This is a genomic window from Rhodococcus sp. JVH1 (assembly GCF_000280725.2).
Classification (GTDB): domain Bacteria; phylum Actinomycetota; class Actinomycetes; order Mycobacteriales; family Mycobacteriaceae; genus Rhodococcus_F; species Rhodococcus_F jostii_A.
On sequence record NZ_CP166289.1, the window covers coordinates 5007657 to 5033937 of the forward strand.

Sequence of the window (26281 nt, forward strand, 5' to 3'; positions counted from 1 at the left end):
AGATGTGCCTATGATCGGGGCATGACGAACAACGGTGATACAACGGATTTCGTGTCCTGGGCCCCGGTGGGTGAGTTCGAGGACATCCGATACGAGCACAGCGGCGACGGGATCGCGAAGATCACGATCTGCCGGCCCGAGGTGCGCAACGCGTTCCGTCCGCAGACGTTGATGGAAATCTCCGAGGCGCTGGTCGACGCCCGCGAGGACTCCTCGGTCGGCGTCATCGTGCTGACGGGGGAGGGGCCCGACGCGTTCTGTTCGGGCGGCGATCAGCGGGTGCGCGGCGATAGCGGCTACCTCACCGAGCCGGGGAAGGCGGGAAGTGTCGGCCGGTTCCACGTCACCGACCTGCAGATCCAGATCCGTCGCCTGCCGAAGCCGGTCGTGGCGATGGTCGCCGGCTACGCGATCGGCGGCGGACATATTCTGCACCTGGTCTGCGACCTGTCCATCGCCGCGGACAATGCCCGGTTCGGTCAGGTCGGCCCGAAGGTCGGATCGTTCGACGGCGGCTACGGCGCGGGTCTGCTCGCCGAACTGGTCGGGGTGAAGAAGGCCAAGGAGATCTGGTTCCTGTGCCGCCAGTACGACGCCGAGCAGGCGCGCGAGATGGGGTTGGTCAATACCGTCGTTCCGCTCGCCGACCTGGAACGGGAAACCGTGCAGTGGTGTCGCGAGATGCTGCAGCTCTCGCCGTTCGCGCTGCGGCTGATGAAGGCCAGTTTCAACGCTGCAGAGGACGGGATGGCCGGGATCCAGCAGCTCGCCCACGATGCGAATCTGCTCTTCTACTCGACGGACGAGGCGAAGGAGGGCCGGGAGGCGTACAAGACGAAGCGGCGCCCCGAGTTCGAGAAGTTTCCGCGCCGACCCTGATCTTCCATTTCGGTCCGACAATTAGTATGGTTGGGTCAATACCCCACGTGAGTGGCAATGCGTCCCCGGGCGCACATTGCCACTCACCTGGGACTGGACCGAGAAGGATGGTGTGCATGTCGGAAACCGCAACGCCCGCAGTCGCGTGGAGCGACGTCGACGCCGGCGTCATGACGATCACGTTGCAGCGACGGCCGGCGAACGCCCTCGGGCTGCCGATCATCGACGGCCTGAACGCCGCACTCGACGCAGCCGATGCCGACGGCTCGGTGAAGGTGATCGTCGTCCGCTCGGACATTCCGGGCTTCTTCGCGGCCGGCGCCGACATCAAGCACATGTCGTCCGTGGACGCCGAGTCCTTCACCGCGTACGGTGATCGACTCCGTGGGGCACTCGACCGGCTCGCCTCGGCCGACCGCATCTCGATCGCCGCGGTGGACGGCCTCGCGCTGGGCGGTGGCCTCGAACTCGCCATGGCCTGCACCCTGCGGGTCGGCGGCGCGGACGCGAAGTTCGGGCTGCCCGAGGTGAAACTGGGTCTGATTCCCGGAGCCGGTGGAACGCAGCGACTTCCGCGTCTCGTGGGGCGCGGCCGCGCCCTGGACATCATGCTGACTGCCCGTCAGGTCCTCGCCCCCGAGGCGCACGCGATCGGTCTGATCGACCGGCTCGTCGACGCGGGCACCGCCACGGACGCCGCGCTGGCCCTCGCGGCCGAGTTGTGCACGATGTCGTTGCCCGCGCAGCGCGCCGTCATCCGCACGGTCGACGCGTCGTTCGATACACCGCTCGAGGAGGGCTTCGCGTTCGAGGTCGCCCAGGAGCAGGATCTGTTCGAGAACGGAGAGGCGAAGGAGGGCATCACCGCCTTCCTCGAGAAGCGCGCTCCGCGCTTCTCCTGAGCGTCGTGTCGTCCGGGCGTGCCGGAAGGGGTGCGATCGCGCTCGCCCTCGTCCTCGTCTACGTGATCTGGGGGTCGATCTACCTCGCGATCCGCCTGGTGATCGAAGAGGTTCCGCCGCTCGGCTCGATGGGCGCACGGTTCTTGCTCGCCGCCGCGATGATGGCCGCCTTCCTGGCCTGTCGCGGCGGCTGGCGGCGGCTGCGCCTCACCGGGCGGGAAACGGCGGGTGCCGCGTTCCTGGGTGTGCTGTTGCTCGCCTGCGGCAACGGCCTGACCTCGGTGGGCCAGCTGCACGGAGTGCCCTCCGGGGTGACGGCACTCCTCGTCGCGATGGTGCCGCTGTGGATCTGCATCTATCGCGCCCTGTCCGGCGACCGACCGCAGGTTCTGGAGCTGGCCGGCGTCGGTGTGGGGCTGATCGGTCTGGCAATCCTGGTGCTGCCGCACGGTGGTGACCGGTCCGGACTCCCGCTCGTGGGTTTGGCCGTCATCGTGCTGTCCAGTCTCTCGTGGTCGTTCGGGTCGTGGATCAAGCCGCGGATCTGGCTGCCCCACGACGTGTATGTCAGTGCGATGTATCAGCTTCTGGCGGCGGGCGCGGCGATGGCGTTCGCCTCGGTCGCGACGGGAGAACGCCTGGACGGTGCCATCGGACCCCGGGCATGGGGTGCGTTCGGCTACCTCGTGGTGTTCGGCTCGATCGTCGGGTTCACCGCATACGCGTGGCTACTGCACCACGCGCCACTGCCGCTGGTTGCCACCCATACGTATGTGAATCCGCTGGTGGCTGTGGCGCTCGGATCGGTCGTGCTGTCCGAGCCCGTCACTCCCGCGCTGGTGGTCGGGGGAGCGGTGGTTCTGCTGTCGGTCGTGCTGGTCGTCAGTGCACACGCTCGAAAGCGACCGTCGGGGGATTCCACCATGAACGGTTCCAAGGTATTATTATCGGACCAAAGAGCGACGGGAGGCGGGTAGATGGCGCAGGGCAGCGTGAAACGCTCGTTCACCGGACCGCTGTCGGGACTGAAGGTGGTGGAGATCGGTTCGATCGGCCCCGGGCCGTTCTGCGCCATGCTCCTTGCAGATCTCGGCGCCGACGTGATTCGCGTGGACCGCGCCGTCGGTGCCGGGTTGGTCGGCCCGAACGCCGACTTCCGCGCCGAACTGCTGCACCGGGGCCGTCGCTCACTCGCCGTCGACCTCAAACACCCGGAGGGTGCAGAGGTGGTGTTGTCGCTCGTCGAGGACGCCGACGTCCTGATCGAGGGCTTCCGTCCCGGAGTTGCCGAGCGACTGGGCATCGGACCGGACGACTGCGCCGCACGGAACCCCGGGCTGATCTACGGCCGTATGACCGGTTTCGGGCAGGACGGACCGCTCGCCCAGCATGTCGGACACGACATCAACTACGTAGCGCTCAGTGGCTCCCTGTCCATGATCGGACGCCAAGGCCAGCCGCCGACCCCGCCGCTCAGTCTGATCGGTGACTTCGGTGGCGGGGGAATGGTTCTCGCTCTCGGCATCGTGTCCGCTCTCTTCGAGAAACAACGCTCGGGGCTCGGACAGGTGATTGACGCCTCGATGGTCGAGGGTGCCGCACTCCTCGCGACGCCGTTCTTCGGGTTCGCGCAGACCGGGGTGTGGAACGGTGAGCGCGGCACCAACCTCGTCGACAGCGGCGCGCCCTATTACGACGCCTACGAGACCGCGGACGGCAAATGGCTGGCCGTCGGTGCCCTGGAACCGCACTTCTACGCCGACCTCGTCGCGCTGCTGGACCTGCCCGACGACCTCCCGGACCAGAACGACCGATCGCAGTGGCCGCAGATGAAGAAGATCTTCGCCGACGCCGTGCGAGGTCGCACTCTCGCCGACTGGCTAAACGCCGCCGAGGGACTCACGCCCTGCATCGCGCCCGTCCTCGACGTCGACGAGGCGCCGGCGCACCCGCACAACGTCGCGCGCGGCACGTTCGTCGAGGTCGACGGGCTCGTTCAGCCCGCGCCCGCGCCGCGATTCAGTCGCACGGCTGCCGCGGTGGACCGCCGTCCGCCGGCGCCGGGCGAACACACCACCGAAATCCTGACCGACTGGGGGATCGCCTCGGGCCGCGTCGCCGACTGGCTGCGCTCGGGTGCGGTGCGCGAGGCCGCCGCAGCGACCTGACCTGCCGGGCGCGAGACGCCCGGACCACACACTGACGGCGATCACCTGGGATCGCCGAACTTGAGAAGGAGTGAACTCGTGACCGAGCCCACCACATGGGAGACGTTCACGCTCGAGCGGCCGGAACCCGGCATCGCCGTCGTGACGCTGAATCGCCCCGAACGGATGAACTCGATGACGAACACCATGTTCGTCGAACTGGAGAAGGTTGCGCTGCAGCTGGATCACGAGCACGACCTGCGGGTCGTGATCCTCACCGGCGCCGGTAAGGCGTTCTGCGGGGGATTCGACCTCGACGACGCCGAGGGGCTGTCGTCACTGACGCCGATGGGCATGCTCGACCAGCAAGAACTGGCGGCGCGGGCACTCGCGGCGATCCGCAGTATCCGCGTCCCGGTGATCGCGGCGGTCAACGGTGCGGCCGCCGGCGGTGGGCTGTCCCTGTCCCTCGCCGCCGACATCCGGATCGGTTCGCCGGCGGCGCGCTTCAACGCGGCGTTCGTGCGGATCGGCCTGTCGGCCGGCGACCTGGGTGCGTCCTGGCACCTGCCCCGGCTCATCGGTCCCGCGCGGGCAGCGGAGTTCGCCTACACCGGCCGCTTCATCGAGGCCGTCGAGGCCGAGTCCCTCGGACTGCTGAACGCGGTCGTTCCGGCCGAGTCGCTGCTCGACGAGGCCCTCGCGATGGCCCGCCTGATCTGTGCGAATTCCCCTGCCGGAGTGCAGCTGTCGAAGCGCGCGCTCCACGCGAACATGGAGGTGTCGTCGTACGCGGCGGCGCTCGAACTGGAGAACCGCGGTCAGGCGCTGCTCACCCGCGGCGAGGACATGCCCGAAGCCCTGGCCGCCTTCAAGGAAAAGCGCAACCCGAAGTTCACGGGGCGGTGACCGGCATGACGCAGACGGAAACGCGGGAGAATACAGCGGTGCTGAGCAACTACACGCCGCCCCAGCTGGAGACCCTCACCCTCGAGGTGATCGAGGGCAAGATCGCCGTCCTCACGATCGACCGGCCGGACCGGATGAACTCGATGACCGTAAAGATGTTCGAGGAGTTCAACACCGCCGCGTACGCATTGCGTGACACGGACGCCCGGGCGCTGATCATCCGAGGCGCGGGCGACCGGGTGTTCTGTGCGGGATTCGATCTCGACGAGATCCACGTCATCACCGACATGGGTGTGCGCGAGTTCCTGCGGTTCCAGGAGACCGCGACCGGCGGATTGGCGGCGCTGTACCACCTGCCGTTCCCCGTGATCGCGGCGATTCACGGTGCCGCGGCGGGAGGCGGGATGGCGCTCGCACTCGCCGCCGACATCCGCCTCGTGGCACCCACCGCGAAGTTCAACGCGGCGTTCGTCAAAGTCGGCCTGTCCGTCGGCGAGCTGGGCACGTCATGGAAGCTCACCCGCCTCGTCGGACCGGGAAGGGCTGCGGAGATCGCGTACACGGCGCGTTTCGTCGGCGCCGAGGAAGCTGCCCGAATCGGGTTGGCGAACCGAGTTGTGCCGAGCGAGGAGCTGTTCGACGAGGCCGTCGCGGTGGCCGAGGCCATTGCCTCGAACTCCCCGGGCGGCGTCCGGATGTCGAAGCGGGCTCTGCAGCGGAACCAGGAAGTCACGTCCTACTCCGCGGCCCTCGAATTGGAGAACCGGGGGCAGGCGCTGCTCACCCGCTGCGCAGACATGCCGGAGGCGCTTGCCGCGTTCAAAGAGAAGCGGGAACCGCGCTTCACAGGCCAATAGGTATCAACGAATGAGAACACGGATGGAGGCGAGCGCATGACCTGGGACTGGACGCCCGACACGCTCGGTGCGCTGGAGTCGTTCCTGCGCGATCGGGGCATCACCGATGGCACGCTCACGACGTCCCGGATCGGCGACGGGCATTCCAACCTGACGTTCCTCGTCTCCGACGGGGTACGTCAGGTGATCGTCCGCCGTCCCCCGCCTCCGCCGGTTCCGCCGGGCGCCCACGACATGCTGCGGGAGGCGCGCCTCGTCGGGGGCCTTGCGGGCAGTGGTGTGCCGGTGGCGGACGTCCTCGCCGTCGGGCAGACCGGTGACGTACTCGATGTCCCGTTCTACGTCATGGATTACGTCGCCGGTCCGGTGGTCACCGTCGAGACCCCGTCCGCGTTGAGCGCACCCGCGGATCGGCGCCGCATCGGGGAGGCGCTGATCGACACTCTCGCCGCACTGCACGCTGTGGACTGGCAGGCCGCCGGACTGGGTGATCTCGGTCGGCCCGAGGGATTCAACGAGCGTCACCTGCGCCGCATGGGCGGGTTGGTGGCGGCCGAGGACGGGACGCCGCCGCCGGAGTTCGCGGACATCGACGCGTGGCTCGGCGCCAACGTGCCCGCCGAATCGGGTGCGGCGATCATCCACAACGACTACCGCATCGGCAACGTCATCCTCGCGCCCGACTCGCCGGGACGCATTGCCGCAGTGCTGGACTGGGAGCTCGCGACGATCGGCGACCCGCTGTTCGATCTCGGCTACTTCCTCGCCTCGTATCCCGTCGCGGGCGAAGAGAGAACACCGACCGAGGACCTCGGTACGGCCGTGCTCGAGGAGGGGTACCCGACCCGCGACGAACTCGCCCAGCGATACGCGGCCGCCACCGGCGCCGACCTGTCGAACCTGAACTGGTACACCGCACTGGCCCTGTGGAAGCTGGCGGTGCTGTACGAGTACGGGCGCCGCCGCGCCGTCGCCGGAGTCGGCGATCAGTACTACCGCGACGGGGCACTCGTGCGTGCCTTCCTCGACGCCGCCCACCGCGCGGCGGGGCTGACACAGTCCGTGGTCTGACCTCTGCGTCAAGGCTGTCTCAGGCAGGGACGGCTGGGAAGGAATCGACGACCTGCCGGCGCAGCGGCCCTGCCATGTGGGCGAAGTCGCCTCGACGCAGATTCGCCCGCCCCGATCCTGTACACCTCCGGAACCACGGGAAGGCCGAAGGGCGCGATACTGACACACCGAAACCTGTGGGCCAGCAACGTCAACTGGATGCTGGCGGTGAACTCCAACGCCGAACATGCCGCGCTCACGTCGGCGCCACTGTACGCGGGGACACTGCTCGACGACATCGAGCGATATCGGGTGACGTCGCTGTTCATGGTGCCGGCCATGATGTTCACGAGCAAAACGCGAGCGTTTCGACACCGCCGACTTGTCCAGCGTCCGTATCATCGTCGCGGGTGCAGCGCCTGTCCCGGAACCGATGTTGCGGCTGAATGGGGCACGGGGCATTCCCGTCAGGTAGTGCTGGGGTCTGACCGAGGCGGCGACGGGGCCACGTTCCTTGGCACCGATCGCGCGCTCGACAAGCTGGGGTCCCTGCGGCACCGCCGGCATGCTGAACGAGGTCCGTCTGATCGACGCCGACGGCGACGTGGTGACGACGCCCGGTGTGCGCGGAGAACTCTGCGTGCGCGGCGACACCGTGACCCCGGGATACTGGAACATGGCCGAGGAAACTGCCGCCGCACTCGGCCCGGATGGCTGGTTGCGCACCGGGGACGTCGCCTGCCAGGACGAGGACGGCTACTACTACATCGCGGACTGGCTCGAGGACATGATCATCAGCGGTGGTGAGAACGTCTACCCCGCGGAGGTCGAGAGCGTGCTGTACGGCCATCCAGCCATTGCCGAGGTCGCGGTGATCGGCGCCCCCGATGATCGCTGGTGGGAACGGGTGGTGGCGGTCGTCGTCCCGGTGCCGGGCGCGCGACTGGAGTTGGAGAAGCTGCGCGAGTCCGCCGGTGCCGCACTGGCCCGGTACAACCTCCCGCTCGAATTGCGCATCGTCGACCTTCTCCCGCGGAACACGACCGGGAAGGTCCTCGAGCACGAGCTGCGTGCCATGAGCGGCACCGGCGCCTGACCGCCGGCGCAGCGGACGGTCACATGCGATGGCACGTGATAGTCGCTGTGGTGCAGGTTTTTCCGGATCGATTGCGCCCGGCGACCTGGACGACGGCGAAGGTACGGCCGCGGTAGATCATTCTGGGGGCGAAGGTGATCGGCTCGGTGCCCGGGCAGGGCCGTACGAACGCCATGGCGATGGACGTCGTCTGGAATTCGGCATGTGGTGTCACCGCGGAGTGGCCGGCGAGCTCGGAGGCGCACAGCAGGACCCCGCCGTGGACGTTGCCCAGCGGATTGCGGAGCGACTCCGACGGTTCGAGTTCGAGGCCGGCAGCGGCGTTGTCCCTTCGGTGGTGCGCACCGAGCAGTTCGATGATCGAGGTCGCGTTCATTCGGGCTGGAGCGACGTGGTCGGGCACCGAACCCGTTGGCATGTCGGCGGCGACGAATCGGAGGCGGGCGCTTGCGAGCGCAACGACCCGTCCGGACTCGTCGACGACCCGGCTGGTTGCCAGCCCCCCGTCGGGATCTTCGGTGACGACTTGGCTCTCTGCCCGCAGGACCGAACCGTCGAGTGCAGGGTTGCGGGAGAAGTCGAGGTGAAGTTCCGTCGTGACGGACCAGTGCCGGGCCGGGGCGCGGGCGGTGATCGGATATCCCGTCACGTCGTCCATCAGCACACCGAGTGCGCCGCGGCACGGCAGTCCGCGCTCATCGGCCATCCACGGTCCGGTCGTCATCGTGGACTTGCCGTGGGTGGCGTCGCCGGTCACGGGTGTTACTCGGAACAGTGCTTCGACACCGGTCGCGACGAACGGGAGTGCGGTGACGTCCTCGATGGTCATGTCCCTCCTGGACAGACAGGAGAAGGCCCGCCGACGGACGCGAGTCTCGTCGGCAGGCCTTCCTCGTACGGGTGTGGGTCAGACCCCGCGCTGGGCCTTCGCGGCTTCGCTGGCGGCCTTGCTCTTTTCCCGGGCGGCGGCCCAGTCTTCGCTGCTCATCGACGTCAGTCCGGCGAAAGTGCCGGGGCCGGCGAGCATCTGGCCGCCGTCCATCGCGATGGTTTGGCCGGTGAGGTAGTCGCAGGCGTCCGACAGCAGGAAGATGGTGAGGTTGGCGAGTTCCTCCATGGTGCCCATCCGGCCCATCGGCACCTGGTCGGCCTGGGTGGCGCCGACGGCACTCTTCTCGGTCGGGTTGAGCATCTCCCACGCGTAGTCCGTCGGGATCGGTCCGGGGGCGAGTGCGTTGAGGCGGATGCCGTAGCGGGCCCATTCGACGGCGAGCGACATCGTCATCGAGTGCACGGCGGCCTTCGCCATCGCGGACGGGACGACGAACGCAGAACCGCTCCACACCCAGGTGGTGAGGGTGGACAGGACGACGCCCTTGGTTCCGCCCTCGATCCAGCGGCGGCCCGCGGCGTGGGTGGTGTTGAACGACCCGTTCATCACCGTAGAGGTGACGGCCTCGAAGGCACGCGGGCTGAGTGATTCGGTGGGGGCGATGAAGTTCGCGGCGGCGTTGTTGATCACGCCGGTCAGGGGGCCGTGCAGCGCCCAGATCTCGTCCATCGCGGACGACACGAGGTCGGCGTTGCGGACGTCGACGGTCTGCCAGTGCACCGAGCCCGGCCTGGAGACGGACGCCTCCGCGGCGGCCTCTTCGAGGACGGCGGGCCGGCGGCCCCACAGGTGTACTTCGGCGCCGTGGTCGACGAGGTGGCGGGCGACGCCGCGACCGAGCCCGGTGCCGCCGCCGGTGATGAGCACGCGCTTGCCCGCGAGGGCGTCGGACGCGAAGGGGGAAGTGGTCATGCGCTGGTCCTAAAGGTCGGGAACGAGGGCTACAGGCCCAGGCTCTTGCTGATGATCTCGCGCTGAATCTCGTTGGTACCGCCATAGATCGGCGGCGCCAGGGAGCGGCGGACCTGTTCCTCCATGCCGTATTCGCGGGTGTAGCCGTAGCCGCCCATCATCTGCATCGCCTCGAGCGCGGTCTTCTTCGCGATCTCGGTGCATTTCAGCTTGGCCATCGAGCCCTCGCGGTTGAGGTTGTCTTCCTCGCCGGCGTCGATCCGCTCGGCCACCTCGTATACGAAGGACTTCGCGAAGGCGATCTCCGTGGCGAGGTCCGCGATCCGATGCCGGATGGCCTGGAAGCTGCTGATCTTGTGGCCGAACTGCTCGCGCTCGGTGACGAAGGCGATCAGGTCGTCGAGCGAACGCTGGGCGCCGCCGAGCGCCATCGTCGCGATGATGAGCCGTTCGACGCTCAGTCCGCGCATCAGATGGCGCCACGCCTGGTTCGGTGTGCCGACGACAGCGCTCACCGGGACCGCGACGTCGGTGAAGTACAGGTCGTTGCAGGTCCGGGCTTCCATGGTCTTGATCTCGTGAATCTGGAGGCCGGGCGCGTCGGTCGGCACCATGAACAGGGTCAGGCCCTGATGCTTGTTGCCGAACGTGTCGGTCCGGGCGAGGAGCAGGATGTGCTCGGCGATGTGAGCCGCGGAGATCCACGTCTTCTGGCCGTTGATGACGTAGTGGTCGTCGACCAGTTCCGCCTTGATCCGGACGCCACCGAGGTCGGAACCCGCGCCGGGCTCGCTGAGGGCGATCGCCTCGAGTTTGCCTGCGGCCATGTTGCCGACGATGGTGCGCTTCTGTTCTTCGGTGCCGTAGCGCAGATACGTCTGCGCGGCGGTGAGTCCGGTGGAGTAGGCGATGATGGGTGCGAGGCCGCGGGCGGATTCCTCGAGGAAGATGCATTCCTCGACCATTCCGGCGCCGCCCCCACCGTATTCCTCCGGCAGCGAGACGGCGAGCCAGCCGAGGCCGGCGAACTTGTCGAGGATAACTTGGCTGTTCGCCAGGGTGCCGCCCTCGGTCAGCAGGTCACGTTGCTGGAGGGTCTTGCATTCGGCGTCGCAGAACTCGCGGACGGCGACCGCGAACTCTCGTTGCTCTCGGGTGAAACGCATGTGGCCTACTGCTCTCTGTGACGGGTCCTGGGAAGTGAGTTGCCGGACGGCGAGGCGAAAGACAGCCCCGCCGTCCGGAAGTCATCGGTCAGGCGCCGCGGAACTTGGAGAAGTCGGGTTTACGCTTCTCGTTGAACGCGCTGATGCCCTCGATGGCCTCGGCGGACTCACCGAACAGCTTCAGCGTGGAGTAGGCCATGTTGCCCTGCGCGATGAAGTGCTCGGTGTCGGCGTTGAGCGACTGCTTGAGCACCTTCAGCGCCGTCGGCGACAGCTGCAGGATCTCGTCGGCCCACGCCCGGACCTCGGCGCGCAACTGGTCACCGGGCACCACCTTGTTGACCAGGCCCCAGTCGAGGGCCTGCTCCGCGCTGTAGCGGCGGCACAGGAACCAGATCTCACGGGCGCGCTTCTCGCCGATCGCGCGGGCGAGGTAGCCGGTGCCCAGGCCGGCGTCGAACGATCCCACGCGCGGACCGTTCTGCCCGAAGATGGCGTGATCGGCGGCGATCGACAGGTCGCACAGCAGGTGCAGCACGTGGCCGCCACCGACGGCGACACCGTTGACTGCGGCAATCACGGGCTTGGGCACATCCCGGAGCACGCGGTGCAGGGCCTCGACCTCGAACAGGCCGCTGTCGGACGGGCCGTAGTCACCCGTCTCCATGCGCTGCTTCTGGTCGCCACCCGAGCAGAACGCCTTCTCGCCGGCACCGGTGAGCGCGATCGCCCCGACCTCGGAGCTGCCCCACGCCTTCTTGAACGACTTCACCAACTCGTCGACCGTCTTCGCGCGGAACGCGTTGTACCGCTCGGGCCGGTTGATCGTGATCCAGGCGAGTCCGTTCTCGACCTCGTACGTCACATCCGTGAAGTCACTCGTGAAGTCACTCATCGACCTGTTGGTCCTTTCAGGTTGCCCGCGGAACGTAAGCCCCGCGAAGTTCTTTTGGTCTTACCTTATGACGAAGGTAGCGCTGATAACGAGCGTTTTCAAGAGCGACGGTCAAAAAGGCTGTGACCTGCGTTGATGCGATGGGAATTCTCTGCAATATGACGTCGTGACCCGATCGTCGCACTTCCATCCTCTGCACAGCAGAACCTTCTGTACGTGTGTGCCCGGTCACATTAATGTTCCGGACGTCGAGGTGACGACGCCCGACCCGCAAGGCCCAATCTCCCGGAGAGCCGTGCTGTAGCGCTCCGGTCACGGCGTGTACCGCCATGAGCGTGATGAGGAAACCATGAGTGCAACCATCCACCGGGATCTGCAGATACCCGGACCGATCGCAGACGCCGATCGAGAAGATCCCACGCCCGAGATCATCGAGGCGATTCGCGCCCGATTCCCCACCGAAGGCGAATACGACAGGATGCTGACCCGCAAGATGGAGAGGCGGGCCGGGTCGGGCTACCGCAGTTTCGATCTCGGCCTGCTCACCGCGGCGCTCGAGAACATGCTGCGGGACGTACTGCCGACTGCATTCGAGGTCCGGAGCGTGCGGTGGTTGACGGGCGGAGCGTCGAAGATCCAGATGGGTTTCACCCTCAGGTACTCCGACCCGGCAGGAAGGGACGTGACCGAGGACCTGGTCCTCCGGATGGAGCCGCCGGAGTCCCTCAATGCCACCAGCCGGATGCGGGAATTCGAGGTGATCAACGCCCTCGCTGGAACAGTGCCGGTGCCGACGGTCCGGTGGGTCGACGAGGACGGACGGTGGTTCCCGGAGCCGGCGCTCGTCTACACCTGGGTGCACGGATCCGCGAAGCCCAGCCGCGCCCAGAGTCGGATCGCCGGCATCGGAATCAACTTCGGTCCCGAACTCCGCGAAGTCCTCGCCCCGCAGTTCGTCGACCTCCTGGCGCGCATTCACACGTTCGACGTCGCGGCGGCCCCACTGGACCATTACGAGAAGCCCGCGGTGGGCGGCACCGAGAGCGCCCTGTGGCAGCTGAACCGGGCGAGACGGGTGTGGGAGGAGGACCGAGGAGAAGACCTTCCGCTGCTCGACGTGGCGGAAGGCTGGCTCGAGGACAATCTCCCCGTCCTCGACCGTGTCAGTCTCGTCCACGGCGACTATCGCGGGGGAAACTTCCTGTTCGACGAGGACAGCGGATCCGTCACGGCCATCCTCGACTGGGAGCGCAGCTTCCTCGGCGACCGCCACCGCGACCTCGCGTGGGCGACGCTGTACCCGTTCGGCCATCCGTCCGAAGACGGTTCGGAGTTCCTCGCGACGGGTCTGCTGCCGACCGCGGAGTTCTTCGAGCAGTACGAGCGGGCATCCGGCCTGACCGTCGATCCGGACAAGCTGACGTTCTACCGGATCCTGAACGAATACCAGTCCGTCGTCACCGCGCTGGGCTCGGCCTACCGCGTCTCGAAGCTCGGGAAGACCCACCAGGACGTCCTGCTGACGGGACTCGAGGCGACCGGATATCTGATGGCGCATCAACTCGGCAAGGATCTCGAGGAGGTTCTCTGATGGTGAACAAATCCGCGAACACGTTCGACGCAGCTGCCCGCTCACTACGTACGACGGTGACACCGGCGCTGGGGGAGTCGAATTCGCTCGCCGCCGAGCAGGTGCGGGTCATCGCCGGCGTACTCGACTTCTACCGCGACCGCGCACAGCACGAGTATCCGCGGAAGCTGTACGAGTTCCGGACGTATCTCGCTCTGGCAGAACGACTCAGCGACTACCCGGATATGGATCGCGATGCCCGGTCACTGCTCGTCGACGCACTCGAGCAGGCGCGTGCCACCGACCGGCTCGCCGTTCCGGAATACGGACAACTCGACCGGGCGACGGACGAATTGACGCGAGCGATCGGCGGAATGGTCCGATCGGCGCGATCCACGGACCCGGACACGGGCGCAGAGATCAGCCGCCTCGTGCTCGACCACTCACGACCACTCGTCGAGATGCAGCGGTCGTGGTTCCTGCCCCAGGGCGTCGATCCGGACCCGGCTGCCGTCCCGCCCCTCCGCTCCCTCCTCGGCACCCCTGCCGCTCCGCCCCGCGCCCACTAGCCAACGCACCGCTGCCTCATGCATCAGGAGAAGATATGTCATCCGAGGTGATCACCACCGCACCCGACGCCACGGTCTCGACCGACATGCGTCGGCGCGCGATCTCCGCCGCCAGTTTCGGAACGTTCGTCGAGTACTACGATTTCGTCATCTACGGCTACGTCGCGACGTACATCGCGCAAGCCTTCTTTCCCACTGGGAACTCGTTCGTCAGCCTATTGCTGACCTTCGGTGCCTTTGCCGCCAGCTTCGTGGCACGCCCCCTCGGCGCGGTGATCTTCGCGCCGTTGGGCGACCGATACGGCAGGAGGGTCGTCCTCTCGGTCGTCATCACCCTGATGACCCTCGCCACGGCGGGCATCGGTGTGCTGCCCACGTACTACCAGATCGGTGTCGCGGCACCGGTTCTCCTGACGGCACTGCGTCTCGTGCAGGGACTCTCCGCGGGCGGTGAGTACGGCGGAGCGACGTCGCTCATCGCGGAGTTCGCGCCGCCTGCCCGGCGGGGCTTCTTCGTCGGATTCATCTCGCTGACCGTCGGCGGGGCGATGCTGTTCGGATCGGGAACGGCGATGGCGCTGACCCGGACCCTGTCGCCGGAGGCGATGTCGTCGTGGGGATGGCGATTGCCGCTGCTGCTGTCGCTGCCGCTGGGATTGATCGGCCTGTACATCCGCTTCCGGCTCGAGGAGACGCCGGCGTTCACGGCCCTGTCCCGGGAGGGGCGGGTGCAGAAATCGCCGCTGCTGACGACGCTGCGACGGGACTATCGATCGGTGCTCATCGGGATCGGTATCGCGGCGACCAACTCGTGCATGATGGCGTTGTACTTCATCTACATGCCGTCCGCGCTGAAGGAGTTCACGGACTTCTCCGCCGGAGACGCGCAGTTGATCACGTTCGTCGGCCTGGTCGCGTATTGCACTGCCGTGCTTCCCTTTGCGCGTCTGTCCGACCGGGTGGGACGGATCCCGCAACTGCTCGTTTCGTCGGCCACGCTGATCGTACTGATCTATCCGTCGCTCATGATGCTGTCGAGCGGCGTGCTGCCACTCGCGATCGCCGCGATGGTGGTCGTCACACCCGTCGTCGCCGCCAACATCGCGGCCGTGACACCACTGCTGTCCGAGATGTTCGAGACCGACACCCGGTACACCGGATTGTCTCTCGGATGGCAGATGTCGACGACCCTTCTCGCCGGCCCCACCCCGATCATCCTGGCGGCGCTCGCCGGACTGGGCGGAGCGACCGTCCCGGCCTTCTACGCGATGGCCGTCGTCGCACTCACCGTGATCGCGGGCATCTTCGCCGCGCGCACGGCCGCACGATCCAGAACCCACTAGACCAATCCAACAGAAGTGAGGAATGAGAGAAATGGCATTCGGCGCCGAGCATTTCGAGTACCAGAATCCCCCTGAGGCCGACCATCTGTGGGTCGAAACGATCCTGTTTCCGATCGTGATTCCGGAGGCGAACCTCTACACGCTGATCTACACGAACGTGCGCCCGAGTCTCGGGGTGATGTGGAACCAGGTCATGGTGTGCGGCTCGCTCACCGACACGCGAGCGGAACTGTTGCACTACAACGAGAATCCGCATCTCCCCGCGCCGGCATCCTTCACCCGGATCGACTCGCCGATCGGACTGTCGATCGATGCGGTCGACGCGCCGCGCAAGTTCCGCATCGACTACGTCGCCGACGACGGCACCGAGATCCACGTCGACTGGGTAAACCTCATGGATCCATTCGACATTCACGATCCGCAGCACAGTCCACAGGCGGGCACGGCTGCCGATATCCACGCCGACCTCGAGTCGGGTAGCCGCAAGGCCATCGGGCACGGGGATGCCACCGGGCGTGCGACCGGAACGATGATCGTTCGCGGCCGCGAGTACGTCGTCGACTCCATCGAGCGGATGGATCGGAGCTGGGGACCGCGTGACCCCATGAAGGCCGGGAAGCCGAACCACATCGTCTCGGCGACCTTCGGCGAGGACCTCGCCTTCCACATGATCTGCCCCTGGAACCCCGCGGTGGCGAATCCCGGCGCCTTCCAGCTCTCGCACGGATACGTGATGGACGACGGCGAGGTCTACGGGCTCACCGACGTGCTGGAGATGACCAGCACGCACCTCGGGATGGTGTGCACCGGAATCGACATGACGGTCACCGACGTGCGTGGGAAGAAGTTCCGCCTGCAGGCCACGCCGAACGTCGGGGCGCCCTGGATCGCGGCGCCGACCGCGATGGTGCACAACGCTCTGATGCGGTGGACATGTGCGGGGCGCGACGGGTACGGGGTGGTCATGAGTACTCGGCACCTGTCCGAATTGAACAGGAACTTCGGTCGGTTCCAGGCCGACACCCGCGGGCTCGTCTCCGTCTGAGAAGCCGGGCCGCAATCGCGGGTGCGCCGTGGCGGTACCCATTTCGGACCCCGCGAAGTCGGACTATCATCCCGGTATGAAGACGAGGCCGATCAGTAAGCCGACTTACATGATCGAGTCCGTGCACAATGCGCTGCTACTGCTGAATGCAGTCCGCGACCACGGCAGCCTCCGGTTGAAGGATGCCGCCGAGGAGATCGGCGTGGCCGAGTCGACCGCCCACCGGTTGCTGGCCATGCTGATCTACCACGGCTTCGTCGTGCAGGACGAGTCGCGGCGGTACCTCCCGGGGCCGTCGATCGGGGTCGGTCCCACTCATTCGTCCTGGACCAAGACATTCCGCGATGCCAGCCTCGGCCCGATGCGCGAACTTGCCTCTCTGACAGGGGAGACGGTGAATCTCGTCGTACGCACGGGCGCCGAGTCTCGGGTGATCGGAGCCGTGGAGTCGGAGAAGCTGCTCAGGGTCGGAAACCGCCAGGGGCATGTTCCACCTGCCCGCACGTCGGCCGGCGGCCGAGTGCTGCTCGCGCAACTCGGCGACAGTGCGCTCACCGACCTGTATCAGTCGGACCACGCACTGTCGGCCGACCGGCTGGCACCGGCAGAGTTCGCCCAGTTGTGCAGGGAATTGCGGGCTGTGGCCGAGAAGGGTTACGCGACAGCGGTAGACACAGTTGAGGTGGGGTTGTCCTCCGTCGCGCTCTGTCTTCGCAACGGTGAAGGTGTTGCTCTCGGCGCCCTCGTCGTCGCGTTGCCGACGACCCGCCTTCAGTCGAGCCTCGAATCCGGACTCGTCGCCCAGATGCGCAGAGCAGCAGTAGGAATCGAGTCCCGTATTCGTGAACTGAGGCCGTCCGGCACCATGTGAGTCGGGGCGCGGCCGCGTCCGCGACGTGGCGCTACCCGAAACATGCTTCGGAACAACGGATCTGCCGATTCGCCGAATTTCCGGTCATCACTTTTTGGTCCGATAGTTCTATAGTATGGTCGGTATTACAGGGCGATAGAGACCCGAAATCAGGAGCGAGATGACCATCGTCGCAGCGCTCGCACGCGAGCCGCATTCGAATTTTCAATTCCAGCAGGTATCCCTCGCCGAGCTGCGGCCGGACGAGATTCTCGTCGAGATCCGCGGTGTCGGCATATGTCACACAGACATTGCGGCGCGCGACGGCATCTACGGACTTCCGTATCCCATTGTGCTCGGGCACGAGGGCAGCGGGGTCGTGACCACGGTAGGCGCCGGGGTGACGACCGTGGCGCCCGGTGACCACGTGGTGGTGTCCTTCAACAGTTGCGGACGGTGCACCTCGTGCACGTCCGGCAACCCTGCCTACTGTCGCGACTTCGCGGTCGAGAACTACATCGGGACGCGACCCGACGGGTCCCGGGCACTCGAATCGGAGGCGGGCCCGGTGTACAGCCATTTCTTCGGCCAGTCCTCTTTCGCGACTCATGCTGTGGTCAATCAGCGGAACGTCGTCGCGGTAGATGCGGACCTGAAGCTGGCGCAACTCGGTCCGCTGGGGTGCGGGCTCCAAACCGGTGCGGGTGCGGTCATGCGATCGATGCGGTGCCACGCTGGGTCCAGTCTCATAATTCTCGGTGCCGGGCCCGTGGGCCTCGCGGCGGTCATGGCGGCGCGGATCCAGGGCTGTTCGCCGATCCTCGTCGTGGAACCGCACGAGGCGCGGCGGACGATGGCCACCGACATGGGGGCAACGCACACGATCGACCCCACAGCCGACGGTGACCTGGCCGAGGGGGTCCGCCGGATCGTCCCCGGGGGCGTGGACTACGTCTTCGATACGACCGGCCGCGTCGACGTTATACGCAGCGCGATTGCGGCAGTCGGCTGTAACGCCGTTCTCGGTCTGGTCGGCGTTCCCTCGGATTTTTCCGTCGACCTTCCGCTGAACATCGTGAGCACGATGCAGACGGGGTTGACCGTGAAGGGAATCGTCGAGGGGGACAGCGATCCGTCCGAGTTCATTCCGGAACTTATCGGGCACTACCGGGCAGGTCGGTTCCCCTTCGACAAGATGATCACCACCTTTCCGCTGTCGGCCATCAACGAGGCCGTCGCCGCACAGCACCGTGGTGACGTCGTGAAAGCGGTTCTCGTCCCGGATGCAGACCTGCAGAACGTCGTGTAGCCGCCCATCAGTGAAGGGAAAAGACAAGCCAGTGAATGACATTCGATACGACAGCTTCTACATGGACGGTGCCTGGGCGGCGCCACAGGGTGACGACCTGATCGCAGTACGGTCACCGCTGTCCGAGCAGCAGATCGGGTCGGTGCCGCGAGGTACGGAAGCGGACATCGACGCCGCCGTCGCCGCAGCTCGGCGGGCCTTCGACGCCCCCGACGGGTGGAGTACCTGGTCGGCGGAGCGGCGCGGCGAGATCGTGGACGCCTTCGCGGCCGAACTCGAGAAGCGCGGCGACGAGACAGCCCGCCGGGTGACGATCCAGAACGGCATGCCGACCACCGTGGCCCGCGGGATCGAGGCCGTCTTCCCGGCGATTCTGCTGCGCTACTACGCGGATCTGATGAGGTCCGGCGTCGCCGAGGAACTACGCCCAGGCATGGCTGGAGGCAGCACCCGCGTCGTCCACGATCCCATCGGCGTCGTCGCGGCCATCGTGCCGTGGAACGTCCCGCAGGGGATCACGTTCCTCAAGCTCGCGCCCGCTCTCGCAGCCGGGTGCACGGTTGTCCTCAAGCCGGCGGAGGAGACGGTGTTCGATGCGTACTCGGTGGCCGAGGCCGCGATCGCCGCAGGTCTCCCGGCGGGTGTGCTCAACATCGTGCCGGCCGGACGTGAAGTCGGTGCCCACCTCGTCGCGCATCCGGGCGTCGACAAGGTGTCGTTCACCGGTTCCACCGCGGCAGGACGATCGATCGCCGAAACCTGCGGGCGGCTCCTGCGTCCGGTCACCCTCGAACTCGGGGGCAAGTCCGCCGCAATCGTGCTGGACGACGCAGACCTGTCTGCGCACGCCGAGGCCTTCTTCTCGGCGACCCTTCTGAACAACGGCCAGATCTGCTGGCTCAACACCCGCATCCTGGCACCCGAGTCGAAGTATGCCGCCGTCGTCGACAGCGTGACCGACATGGTCGCGTCGTTGAAGATCGGGGACCCACTCGATTCGGGCACTCACATCGGTCCACTGGTGTCAGCACGACAACGGGACAGGGTCGAGGGGTACATCGCCAAGGGGCGAGCCGACGGCTTCGAGGTGACCACCGGTGGTGGCCGCCCGAGTGATCTTGACGGTGGCTGGTTCGTCGAACCGACCGTGTTCGTCGGCGTCGACAACTCGGCGACGATCGCTCAGGAGGAGATCTTCGGTCCGGTCCTGACCGTGATCCCGTACCGCGACGAAGGCGACGCCGTCGCAATCGCGAACGACTCCGTGTACGGCCTCGGCGGTTCCGTGTGGACGTCCGATCCGGCTCGCGGTGAGGAGATCGCGCGCCGGGTCCGCACGGGGACGGTCGGGATCAACGCCTACTCGAACGATCCCTGGTCTCCGTTCGGTGGGGTCAAGGCGAGTGGCCTCGGCCGCGAACTCGGTCCCGAGGGCCTCCGCAGCTTCCAGAACGTCAAGTCGATTTACCGGGGTGTGTGAGTACCCCGATAACCGAATGTCCTGACACCGAATACCTTCAACCACGAGGCAGGAAACATGATCAAGCCCGAAGACGCCGACTTCCATCCCAACCACCCGACGCTGAAGAGGTGGGCCGAGACGATCGGATTCTGGTTCGCGATCCCGGAGGAGAGGATCTACGGGAACGTCTATGTCCTGGCGCGGCCGAACGTGGGCGCGACGATCTCGTCGATCAACGTGGTTCAAGGGCACAATTCCGACCCCTTCAGTGTCGACTTCACCGATCCGCACATGCACGTCCCGTGTCCGGACTCGATGATGAAATTTTCCTTGGAGAACGGTCTCTCCGTCGAGGTCGACGCACCGCCAACCGGGTACCACTTCACATACGAGAGCCTGGCCGGTGTGTGCTCGATGGACATGAGGCTCGACGGGTGCATGCCGGCCTGGGACCCCAACGATCCAGCCGAGAATCCGTTGCTGTCGGTGGATCCCGAGCACACCGATCTCGGGCTCGGCGATGCTTGGGCGGGCGGACACCTCGACTTCCTCGGTCGTGTCACCGGAACCCTCGAACTGCGCGGGAAGAAGTACACGATCGATTCGATGGGTGGCATGGACCGTAGCTGGGGAGAGCGAACCGAACTCGGCCAGGCCGCGATCTCATACGTGCACATTCCGTTCGACGAGAACTTCGGAATCCACCTCGTGATGGCGCTGGATCACGACGACGAGGTGAGCTACGGCCCGCTGCGATTCGGATACGTCTACGAGGACGGCAAGGTGTACGGGATCACCAGTGCGGAGATGGAAGGAAGTCAGGTGGACCTGCTTCCGACGTCCAATCGTATCCGCGTCACCGACGAACGGGGTCGTACATACGAGGTGTACGGCTCGGCAGTGGCCAGTGCGCCGTGGTACACCTTCAGTCCGTCCTACGTGACCTTCCAGGCCCTGATGCGCTACGAACTCGACGGCCGCCTCGGTTACGGACTGATGGCCGACACCTGGGGGATCGAGTTCTTGGCCGACCGCACCTCGCGGCACGGCCGGGCAGCGCGACGTCTGGCCGCAGGAACGACGGGCAGGTGAGCACGATGCAAACAGCAGTCGAGACCACGGGTTCGGTAGTGGGAAGCGACCATCCCACGGAAGGAATGATCGAGGCCGGGAGGCGCCGATTCCCCACGGATTCGGCCAGTCAGATCGCACTCGACCTGAAATTCCGTCGACGCGGGGGGCCGATCTGGATGCGGTCGACTCCGGAGGAGTTGAGCACCGCGCTGACCAAGTTCCTGGAGAAGCGGGTGGAGGGCGACTTCGCGGTCACCGACACCCGGTGGCTCACCGGCGGGGCATCGAAGATCCAGATGGCGTTCACGTTGAACTGGTCCGAGCCTGGCAGGGGCCCGGTCGCCGACCGCATGTTGCTCCGGATGGATCCGCCCGAGACGCTGAACGCGACGTTCAAACAGACGGAAGCGGAACTCATCTCGGCGGCACGTGGAGTGCTGCCGGTGCCGGCGGTCCGCTGGACCGACGCGTATGGTGACGAGTTCCCCGAGCCGGCGCTGGTGTGCGACTTCGTCGACGGTGTCACGAAGCCGCAGACCACAAAGACTGGCCAGGTGTCCGGCCTCGGGACGAATTTCGGTCCCGAACTGCGCGCGAAACTCGCACCGCAGTTCGTGCAACACCTCGCCGCTCTGCACTCTCGGGACGTATCCGATGTCACGTCTGACGCTCTGGTCCGTCCCGATTCCGGGACCAACCAGAGTGCGCTGTGGAGGCTGAACTTCGAGCGGCAGATCTGGGAACAGGATCGCGGCGAGGACGTTCCGTTGATGGACGTTGCCGCCGGGTGGCTCGAACGGAACCTTCCGGTGACCGAGCGTGTCAGCCTCGTCCACGGCGACTTCCGCAGTGGCAATTTCCTTTTCGACGAGAAGTCGGCGACTGTCACGGCATGGCTCGATTGGGAACTCGGGCATCTGGGAGACCGGCACGCGGATCTCGCTTACTGCACCCAACCCCTCTACGGCCACTACGCCGAGGATGGAAAGACGTTCCTGGCCAGTGGGATGTTGCCGAGAGAGGATCTCTTCGAGCAGTACGAGAAGGCGTCCGGTCTGACCGTCGACCCCGCCCGCATCGAGTGGTACTCGGTCTTCTGCAGCTATTACGCGATCGTGAAAACCCTGGCGACCTCGTACCGCGTGGCACGGCTCGGCCGCTCGCACCAGGATGTGCTACTCGCCCGGCTCGAGGGCGTGGTCCCCGTCCTCGTGCGTGAACTCGGACAACTCCTCGAGAAGGTGGTCTGACATGGATTACACGACCAATACCGCCATCGCTGCGGTCAAGGCGCTGACCGAAGTGGTCACCCCGGTCGTCGACGCCAGCGGCGACGCCCAGGCGATCGAACAGGTTCGGCTGGTCACCGACTTCGTCCGTTTCGTCGAGGGCCGTGCGCACTGGATCGGGGATCGGCAGCGTGGTCAGCTCCGCGAGCAGGTCGCACTGGGAAACGAAATCCGGACCGATATCGGTTCGCTGCCGTCGTGGTCGTCGTTCGAGCGCGCACTCGGCACCGCCGCACGGGTGTCGGAGGACGCCGGCGCGACGGGGGAGCAGCAGCGCCGGGCGACTGAAGAACTGTCCTCGGCCATCAGCCGGGCGCTTCGGGAGACCGATGAGCTCGACGCCGCGACGCGGCGCCGGATCGAACGGGCCGTCGTCGCGGCGAGTCTGCATCGAGCCGATGTCGACCGGGCATGGCTGTTGCCGCTCGGGTTCGATCCCGAGCCGAGCTCGGTCCGCAGCCTTCAAGCGGTATTCACACCCTAGACTCGTCGCGCTCGTCTTTTCGGCTCCCGCACCCGTTCTCGGACCCTAGAACGCGTGCGGGAACCGAGAAGGTGAGCGTCTGTCCAGGACGCGTGGAGGAATCCGCTCAGGCCTGGGCGCGGATGCCCATCGCACCGCAGACGGGTGAGGGCCAGTCGACGTCGGTGCGGGCGAGTTCCCGATCGACCGCTTCGGCGACGTCGTCGGCGAAGGGCAAGACCCGGCGGCTGGTGAGGTCGACGTGGGTGGCGGTGACCTCGAGGGTGCTGGCGAGGCGCTCGGTGGTGTCGTCCACGAGGAAGGCCATCGCGTGCACCACCTTGTCGGAGCGTGCGACGATCCGCGCGTGTACCGACACCCGGTCGCCGACGTGGACCTCCGCGTAGTAGCGGATGTGGTGCTCCGCGGTGAAGAACCCCTGGCCGCGGGTGGCGCGGTAGTCGTCGGTGATGCCCATCCGGTCGAACACCTCCGCGATCGCCTGCGCCTCGAGGTCGAAGTAGTGGCGGATGTTCATGTGGCCGTTCTCGTCCTCGTAGGCGGACGGAACGAGCACCGGCCCGCACTCGCGGGGCAGTGCGACCACCTGGAGGTAGGAGGGGATTCCGCCTGGTATCGTCATCGATCCACTATAACGATCGTTCACAACCGGTGCTAGAATGGCGCGGTGGACCGGAACCGGAAGATCCTCGACACTGCCGCAGAGCTGTTCTACGAAAAAGGCTTTCACGGTACGAGTGTCGACGAACTGGGGTCCCGTGCCGGACTGAGCGGTCCCGCCATCTACCGCCATTTCTCCGGCAAGGACGAGATCCTGGCCACCCTGTTCGACGAGGCGATGGACGAGTTGATCGGCGCCACCGAACCCGTCCACGACGACGCGGATCTCGATCTCCAGCGGATGATCCGGCACCACGCCCTGTTCGCAGCCCGGCACCGGCATCTCGTGAATGTCAGCCAGCGTGAAGACCGGTCGCTGGTCGATCCGTGGCGGAAGGTGATCAATCGCCGGCGCAAGCAGTACGTCCAGAGCTGGGAGGCTGCGGTGGCGCGGTCGATCCCCGCCGCGTCACCGGCGGAAGTGTCCGTGGCCACCCAGTCCTGCCTGGGCATGATCTTCTCCATCGCATACTGGCCGGCCAAGGTGACTCGCACGGCCGGGCTGGCCGACCACATGGTGCGGATGGCGAGCGAGGGCCTGGACGCCTTCCGTCGATAGTGCTGCCCCTGCACCTACCGATAGGTGCAGGGGCAGTGACGGCTCGGACTATGGTGCGAGGCTGGGGCGGTACGTGTAGGACGACGACCGCGACAGCGCGAACTCGAAGATCCCGTACCCGGTCTGCCCGTCCCAGTCGAACGTGCAGCACCGGTCGGTCAGGGCCGAGTCGAGAGTCTTCGGCCCCACCGTCCCGTCCAACGGGTAGACGTCGAACTCCTCGTGGTCGCGGCCGCGGACCTTGCCGTGGTGCCCGCCGTAGCCGCCGCCTGCCATGAAGCCCCCGCCGGCCGAGGCGTCCGCGTCGACGCGGTAGGTGGCTCCGGAGGCTGTCACGATCTCCACCGTGCCGGAAGCGAGGTCGTTGCCCGAGGTGAACACCAGGTCGTGCCGGACGTCGGCGATGTCGTCGAGTCGGCCGTCGTCGTGCATGACGGCGCCCTCCAACAGGATCCGTCCGCCCACGCGGTCCTCGACGAGCAGGAATCCGAACGTGCGGTCCGGGAACTGGGCCTGGTACCAGATGTGCAGGCCCTGGCCCCCGGACATCGTGCGCACGCCGCGGGAGCGGTCCCGCAGGCCGTACCACCCCCCGACGTCCGTAGTGGTTCCGTCGAGGGTGAGAGTGCCTTCGTAGCGACCGGGCTGGAAGAGGTGATCGAACGCGGTGACGTTGCCGTCCGTGTTCTTCACGTCCACCGATCCGAGCCAGTACGGCGCCCGTGCGCGCCAGAGCAGATCCAGTTCGAGCCCGGTCTTGTTCTCACCCAGCTGAATTCGCCAGGTTTTGTTGTCCTCCACGGTTTCCCACGTCAACGGTCCGACGGAGGCGCCGTCGGTGTCGGAGTGTTCGGTGGAGAAGCGGAGACTGCGCTGTTCGGACTCCGTGGTCAGGACGACGAAGCCGTCCACGACGTTCCGCGGCGGATAGACGCCGGCGCCGAGGATCACCGACGGTGCAGCGGCTCCGTCCGGGTGGAGATTGAACATGTACCGGTCGAAGAACTTCTCCGGCATGTCCTCGGCGGTGTGCGTCACCAGGGCGTCGTGAAATCCGTCGGTCATACGTGCTCCTTCTGTTCTACGGTCACATTGTCGGCGCCGATTTCGCGATGGTCCAGCGTGAAGCGGTAGGAACCCATCATCAGCAGGCACGCGATGGCGACGCCGACCAGGACGATGATCGGAAGCGCGCCGGCACTGTAGGAGCCGGTGGCGCCGTAGACCTGTCCGAGCAGGAAGATGCCGAACGCCGACCCCTGCGCGTACAGGAAGTAGATGAATCCCAGCACCCGGCCGTACGAGTGCTTGGGGAAGTACCGGCTCACCATGTAGGCGGCGAGGTCGCCTTCGGAACCCAGACCCAGACCGATCAGGGCGGCGCCGGCGAACAGTACGCCCGTCTGCGACGACGTGATCATGAGGAAGACCCCGACCCCACACAGGGCGAAGATGATCGAGCCGATGACGGGGGCATAGAACCGGTCCAGCAGGTAGCCGACCAGCAGTCGTGCTCCGATCGACGCCAGGCTCAGCACCGACAGAATGGAGACGGCGGTGCCCTGGCTGATGCCCTTGTCCGTGGTCATGGGCACGACCTGGGACATCAGGCCGAACGTCGCCGACGACACGAAGAAGATGGCGACGGACAGCAGCCAGAACTGCCGGTACTTCCTCGCGATGGTGAGCAGCGATTCCCCGGCCATCCGGCCCTGTAGACGCGCGGCCACGCGCTCGGCCTCGTGTTCGGCGGGCATGCGGGTGACGAAGGCGTAGACCGCGGCCGGGATGACCGTGCACAGGGCTCCGATGACCAGGAACGCCATCCGCCATCCGCCGATGCCGAGCATCCAGTTGGCCAGATACGGCATGAGTACTCCGCACGAGCCGAGGCCGGCCATGAGGATGCCCAGCGCCATGCCGCGACGGTCCTGGAACCACGCACTCACCACGGTCGAGTGCGCCACCGGGTTCACGGCGCCCGCTCCGGCGCCGATCACGACACAGAGCAGGTAGAAGACGAGTTGATTGTTCGGCAGCGCGGACATCAGCATCAGGCCGATGCCGAACGCCAGTGACATCGGAACCGACGGGATCTTGGGCCCGTACCGGTCGATGAGGAAACCCAGAATGACGATGCTGATGCCCACCAGCACCGTTTCGATGGACAGGCCGTTGCTGATGACGCTTCGTTCCCAGCCGAATTCTGCGGTCATGGGCTTACCCAGAATGTTGAACAACACGTTGACGGCGGTCGTGCCGAACAGCAGTGTCACAAAGCCTGTGACGACGTACCACCAGCGGTTCAGATGCCGCGTGGACGCTGTGCTCATGGGAGCTCCTGTCGATCGATGTCGAGGGT

Annotated in this window: 26 protein-coding genes and 1 pseudogene; 20 read left to right on the forward strand and 7 right to left on the reverse strand. The window is 66.4% G+C overall.

Translation table 11 applies throughout. The annotated features are described in order from the left end of the window. The first annotated feature begins 21 nt into the window (after positions 1 to 21). The 9 genes and pseudogenes from menB to JVH1_RS23155 all read left to right on the forward strand — a co-directional run bounded on the left by menB (position 22) and on the right by JVH1_RS23155 (position 7840). Complete coding sequence (gene menB, locus JVH1_RS23115) at positions 22 to 879, forward strand: 1,4-dihydroxy-2-naphthoyl-CoA synthase (protein WP_009475542.1); 858 nt, start codon at positions 22 to 24, stop codon at positions 877 to 879. Positions 880 to 995: 116 nt separating this feature from the next. After that, positions 996 to 1781, forward strand: coding sequence for an enoyl-CoA hydratase-related protein (locus JVH1_RS23120; RefSeq protein WP_009475541.1), 786 nt, complete (start codon positions 996 to 998; stop codon positions 1779 to 1781). A 5-nt stretch (positions 1782 to 1786) separates the two neighbouring features. Further along, positions 1787 to 2758, forward strand: a complete 972-nt coding sequence (locus JVH1_RS23125; protein WP_009475540.1) for an EamA family transporter — start codon at positions 1787 to 1789, stop codon at positions 2756 to 2758. After that, complete coding sequence (locus tag JVH1_RS23130) at positions 2759 to 3949, forward strand: CaiB/BaiF CoA-transferase family protein (protein WP_009475539.1); 1191 nt, start codon at positions 2759 to 2761, stop codon at positions 3947 to 3949. Between the two features lie 78 nt (positions 3950 to 4027). Continuing rightward, positions 4028 to 4837, forward strand: a complete 810-nt coding sequence (locus tag JVH1_RS23135) for an enoyl-CoA hydratase/isomerase family protein (RefSeq protein ID WP_009475538.1) — start codon at positions 4028 to 4030, stop codon at positions 4835 to 4837. A gap of 5 nt (positions 4838 to 4842) precedes the next feature. After that, on the forward strand, positions 4843 to 5694 hold the full coding sequence (locus JVH1_RS23140) for an enoyl-CoA hydratase/isomerase family protein (protein WP_009475537.1): 852 nt from the start codon (positions 4843 to 4845) through the stop codon (positions 5692 to 5694). A gap of 36 nt (positions 5695 to 5730) precedes the next feature. Beyond that, on the forward strand, positions 5731 to 6765 hold the full coding sequence (locus JVH1_RS23145; protein ID WP_009475536.1) for a phosphotransferase family protein: 1035 nt from the start codon (positions 5731 to 5733) through the stop codon (positions 6763 to 6765). Positions 6766 to 6882: 117 nt separating this feature from the next. Next, positions 6883 to 6960: pseudogene (locus JVH1_RS23150) on the forward strand (AMP-binding protein); the annotation flags it as partial. Positions 6961 to 7228: 268 nt separating this feature from the next. Continuing rightward, on the forward strand, positions 7229 to 7840 hold the full coding sequence (locus tag JVH1_RS23155) for an AMP-binding protein (protein WP_371113096.1): 612 nt from the start codon (positions 7229 to 7231) through the stop codon (positions 7838 to 7840). 19 nt (positions 7841 to 7859) lie between these two features. On the opposite strand, the gene JVH1_RS23160 is transcribed toward JVH1_RS23155, so the two are convergent. The 4 genes from JVH1_RS23160 to JVH1_RS23175 all read right to left on the reverse strand — a co-directional run bounded on the left by JVH1_RS23160 (position 7860) and on the right by JVH1_RS23175 (position 11705). Continuing rightward, on the reverse strand, positions 7860 to 8669 hold the full coding sequence (locus tag JVH1_RS23160) for a PaaI family thioesterase (RefSeq protein WP_009475534.1): 810 nt from the start codon (positions 8667 to 8669) through the stop codon (positions 7860 to 7862). A 78-nt stretch (positions 8670 to 8747) separates the two neighbouring features. Then, positions 8748 to 9644, reverse strand: a complete 897-nt coding sequence (locus tag JVH1_RS23165; protein ID WP_009475533.1) for an SDR family oxidoreductase — start codon at positions 9642 to 9644, stop codon at positions 8748 to 8750. A gap of 29 nt (positions 9645 to 9673) precedes the next feature. Beyond that, entirely contained in the window at positions 9674 to 10810 is a 1137-nt protein-coding gene (locus JVH1_RS23170; RefSeq protein WP_009475532.1) for an acyl-CoA dehydrogenase family protein, read from the reverse strand. Positions 10811 to 10898: 88 nt separating this feature from the next. Beyond that, the gene (locus tag JVH1_RS23175) at positions 10899 to 11705 is read right to left on the reverse strand and encodes an enoyl-CoA hydratase-related protein (RefSeq protein WP_009475531.1); all 807 of its coding nucleotides are present in this window, start codon (positions 11703 to 11705) and stop codon (positions 10899 to 10901) included. A gap of 349 nt (positions 11706 to 12054) precedes the next feature. Between JVH1_RS23175 and JVH1_RS23180 the strand changes: the two genes are divergently transcribed. The 10 genes from JVH1_RS23180 to JVH1_RS23225 all read left to right on the forward strand — a co-directional run bounded on the left by JVH1_RS23180 (position 12055) and on the right by JVH1_RS23225 (position 22700). Next, complete coding sequence (locus tag JVH1_RS23180) at positions 12055 to 13296, forward strand: phosphotransferase family protein (protein WP_009475529.1); 1242 nt, start codon at positions 12055 to 12057, stop codon at positions 13294 to 13296. After that, positions 13296 to 13844 (forward strand): hypothetical protein, encoded by a 549-nt coding sequence (locus tag JVH1_RS23185; protein ID WP_009475528.1) that lies wholly within the window; start codon positions 13296 to 13298, stop codon positions 13842 to 13844. Before JVH1_RS23180 ends, JVH1_RS23185 begins: the two co-directional genes overlap by 1 nt. Before the next feature lie 35 nt (positions 13845 to 13879). After that, entirely contained in the window at positions 13880 to 15187 is a 1308-nt protein-coding gene (locus tag JVH1_RS23190) for an MFS transporter (protein WP_009475527.1), read from the forward strand. 31 nt (positions 15188 to 15218) lie between these two features. Further along, a complete protein-coding gene (locus JVH1_RS23195; RefSeq protein ID WP_009475526.1) occupies positions 15219 to 16232 on the forward strand; it encodes a hypothetical protein in 1014 nt (337 codons plus the stop codon). Positions 16233 to 16308: 76 nt separating this feature from the next. Next, on the forward strand, positions 16309 to 17103 hold the full coding sequence (locus tag JVH1_RS23200) for an IclR family transcriptional regulator (RefSeq protein ID WP_043779326.1): 795 nt from the start codon (positions 16309 to 16311) through the stop codon (positions 17101 to 17103). A gap of 160 nt (positions 17104 to 17263) precedes the next feature. Next, positions 17264 to 18391, forward strand: a complete 1128-nt coding sequence (locus tag JVH1_RS23205) for an NAD(P)-dependent alcohol dehydrogenase (RefSeq protein WP_009475524.1) — start codon at positions 17264 to 17266, stop codon at positions 18389 to 18391. Between the two features lie 31 nt (positions 18392 to 18422). After that, the gene (locus JVH1_RS23210; RefSeq protein WP_009475523.1) at positions 18423 to 19871 is read left to right on the forward strand and encodes an aldehyde dehydrogenase; all 1449 of its coding nucleotides are present in this window, start codon (positions 18423 to 18425) and stop codon (positions 19869 to 19871) included. Positions 19872 to 19928: 57 nt separating this feature from the next. Beyond that, complete coding sequence (locus JVH1_RS23215) at positions 19929 to 20945, forward strand: hypothetical protein (protein ID WP_009475522.1); 1017 nt, start codon at positions 19929 to 19931, stop codon at positions 20943 to 20945. 5 nt (positions 20946 to 20950) lie between these two features. Then, positions 20951 to 22177, forward strand: a complete 1227-nt coding sequence (locus tag JVH1_RS23220) for a phosphotransferase family protein (RefSeq protein WP_043779387.1) — start codon at positions 20951 to 20953, stop codon at positions 22175 to 22177. Between the two features lies 1 nt (position 22178). Beyond that, the gene (locus JVH1_RS23225) at positions 22179 to 22700 is read left to right on the forward strand and encodes a hypothetical protein (RefSeq protein ID WP_009475520.1); all 522 of its coding nucleotides are present in this window, start codon (positions 22179 to 22181) and stop codon (positions 22698 to 22700) included. A 106-nt stretch (positions 22701 to 22806) separates the two neighbouring features. Here JVH1_RS23225 and JVH1_RS23230 read toward each other — a convergent pair whose 3' ends face one another. Beyond that, a complete protein-coding gene (locus JVH1_RS23230) occupies positions 22807 to 23322 on the reverse strand; it encodes a thioesterase family protein (RefSeq protein WP_009475519.1) in 516 nt (171 codons plus the stop codon). Between the two features lie 45 nt (positions 23323 to 23367). Between JVH1_RS23230 and JVH1_RS23235 the strand changes: the two genes are divergently transcribed. Continuing rightward, on the forward strand, positions 23368 to 23919 hold the full coding sequence (locus JVH1_RS23235; RefSeq protein ID WP_009475518.1) for a TetR/AcrR family transcriptional regulator: 552 nt from the start codon (positions 23368 to 23370) through the stop codon (positions 23917 to 23919). A 48-nt stretch (positions 23920 to 23967) separates the two neighbouring features. Here JVH1_RS23235 and JVH1_RS23240 read toward each other — a convergent pair whose 3' ends face one another. Beyond that, a complete protein-coding gene (locus JVH1_RS23240; protein ID WP_009475517.1) occupies positions 23968 to 24984 on the reverse strand; it encodes a hypothetical protein in 1017 nt (338 codons plus the stop codon). Continuing rightward, positions 24981 to 26252, reverse strand: a complete 1272-nt coding sequence (locus tag JVH1_RS23245) for an MFS transporter (RefSeq protein ID WP_009475516.1) — start codon at positions 26250 to 26252, stop codon at positions 24981 to 24983. The genes JVH1_RS23240 and JVH1_RS23245 overlap by 4 nt, the downstream gene beginning before the upstream one ends. Positions 26253 to 26281 lie beyond the last annotated feature (29 nt).